1 protein-coding gene is annotated in these 2767 nt (G+C 35.7%); it reads right to left on the bottom strand.

Annotated features, from left to right (window positions below; genetic code table 11):
* Positions 1 to 252: 252 nt before the first annotated feature.
* The gene (locus tag F6K22_RS37915; RefSeq protein WP_293109999.1) at positions 253 to 2691 is read right to left on the bottom strand and encodes a WD40 repeat domain-containing protein; all 2439 of its coding nucleotides are present in this window, start codon (positions 2689 to 2691) and stop codon (positions 253 to 255) included.
* Between the last annotated feature and the right edge of the window lie 76 nt (positions 2692 to 2767).

Below are 2767 nucleotides of genomic sequence, written 5' to 3'. Positions count from 1 at the left end.
AAAATCTTATTTTCCATAATTAAAAAAACAGAAAAAACTGAGAATTGATCGCTGATAACTGTTCACTGAAAAAAGGCTGATAACTGATAACTGATAACTGTTCCCTCAAGATGCAGATGAGATTAGCAAAATCTTATTTTCCATAATTAAAAAAACAGAAAAAACTGAGAATTGATAACTGATAACTGTTCACTGAAAAAAGGCTGATAACTGATAACTGATAACTGATAACTGATAACTGATAACTCTTCCCTATTCCCCATAATTTAAATTTTCACAAAGTTGACGATCCCTCTCTTGAACATGAGGATTAGTCTGTAAATAATCATAGACCCAACTACAACCCTTTTTTAACAAATCATCCAATGCTAAATTCCACAAAATAACATTATTATCTCTACTACCAGAAGCTAACAACTTACCATCAGGACTAAAACTTACACTCATTACACTATCTTTATGACTGCTCAAAGTTTTTAATAAACTACCATCATAAAGACTCCAGAGCTTAACCTTACCATCATAACTAGATGAAGCAATGACTTGACCATCTGGGCTAAAACTAACACTAGTGACACTATCACTAGCACCTTTCAAAAAAGTTTTCAGTAACTCACCATTAATACTCCAAAGCTTTACCGTATTATCAAAACTTCCTGTAGCGATCGCCTGACCATCTGGACTAAAACTTACTCCCAAAATCCAATTTTTGTGAGCATTAATAGTTTTTAGCAGTACACCTTTGTTAGTCCATAGTTTCACCGTACCATCATCACTAGCAGAGGCGAGCATTTTGCCATCTGGACTGAAACTAACACTACTGACCCATTCATTATGTCCAACTAAAGTTTTCAGCAACTTACCTTGGCGGTTCCATAACTTTACCGTTTTATCTTTGCTACTAGAAGCAATAATTTGATTATTTGGACTAAAGCTGACACTCATCACATGATCGGTATGTCCTATAAGATTGATATTCTTGGAGGTAAAATGAGAGGAATGATAAGTTGTATTCCAATTCCAATCAACACAAACAGTTCCTATTGACCTTGGGAAACATCGTAGTCTACTAGGAACTTCTACTTGACTATCAAGGGTAATGTTAACCAAACTACGATATTTTTCTGACTCAAAAGACTGATGTGGCAGTAGGGAAAAATTTGTCGGAAAAAAGGGAATAATTTTGTGCAAAGAGACAAGACAAAAATTACCTACTCTCACAAAACAACTCAACTTACCAGCCAAATCATCTTTAATTTTTCCCTCTTCCCTGAAATATGATGTGCTTTTCTCATTCTTAAGAGACAAAACCTGATTATCTTTGTCATAAGGTTGCCAATGTTGAGGATCATCAAGCAATTCCCAGTTCCAGATTTTCTCTGGAGAATTGAAGTACCATAATTTTACTGTATTGTCATAGCCACCTGAAGCAAGTATCTGACCATCTGGGCTAAAACTTACACTTGCCACTCTATCAGTATGCCCTCTAAGAGTATTAAGTAACTTACCTGTACGACTCCACAGTTTAATAGTATTGTCTTGAGATGCAGAAGCTAAGATTTGACCATCTTGACTAAAACTCACACCAAGAACTCTGTGTTGATGTCCTTGCAAAATATTTAGAGAACTATTTTTAAGATTCCACAACTTAATAGTTTTGTCATAGCTAGCTGAAGCCATAGTTTGGCCATCTGGGCTGAAACTAACCTGAGTAACTGTATCTCCATGACCCGAAAAACTTTTCAAAAGGGTTCCATCTAGGTCCCAAATTTTAATGGTTTTGTCTGTACTGGAGGAAGCTATTGTTTTGCCATCAGGAGAAAAGTTAGCACTGATAACTTGTTTTTTGTGCCCACTTATTGTCTTTTTGAGAATTGGTCTGTTTCGCGAAAAACTCCAAATTTTGATTGTTTTATCCCTACTTGCTGTCACCAGACTTCTACCATCAGGAGAAAAATTAACACTGTAGACTGGGGCATTATAATTTCCATATCCATGTTTTAAGGTTGCCAAAAGTTTCCCATTGAGATTCCAGAACTGTACCGTCCCATTTTCATTAGCAGCAGCAATGATTTTTCCATTTGGACTAAAGCTAACCCATTGGATAACTGCTTTGGTTTTGATGGTTCTGAGTAATACACCTGTGTTGGTCCAAATTTTGATAGTTTTGTCTAGTGAGCCTGATGCTAATATTTTGCTATTGGGACTGAAGTTGACTGTTACTACTGGAGCACGATGACTCTTGAGAGATAGAGGTTCAATTTCTGGTTGCTGAAGATTCCAGATTTTAACTGTATGATCGTGGGAAGCTGAAGCTAGATATTTTCCATCTGAACTAAAGCTAATTCTGCTCACCTTATCTGTATGAGCTTTTAAAGTTTTTTGTAATTTGCCATCTCGACTCCATAATTTAATAGTTTTATCTGCACTAGCAGAAGCAATTAAGTTTCCTTCAGGATGAAAGATGACACTCCAAACTGCATTACTATGTTCTTCTAAATGGTTGTATTCGTTCACTTCATAAACTGCTTGCTGTAGAGAGGCTGCAATACGATATTCTGTATCATTTGATAGGTTATTTTCTACTAATAATTGTTTAATTTCTTGCCATTTTTGACCTGCTCTGATACTTTCTATCAGAGCATCAAATTTATAACCTGAGAAAAATAATGCTTCTGAAACAGCAGTCATACTATTAATATCTGCCCGATGTTTTTCAGCAGTTGCTATAGGTGGCTACATTTGGATAGAATTCTGAAAGAAAGGA

Source organism: Okeania sp. SIO2F4, from assembly GCF_010672385.1.
Lineage (GTDB): Bacteria > Cyanobacteriota > Cyanobacteriia > Cyanobacteriales > Microcoleaceae > Trichodesmium.
The sequence above is the reverse complement of the archived record's forward strand: the minus strand, read 5'-3'. Positions and strand labels throughout refer to the sequence as shown.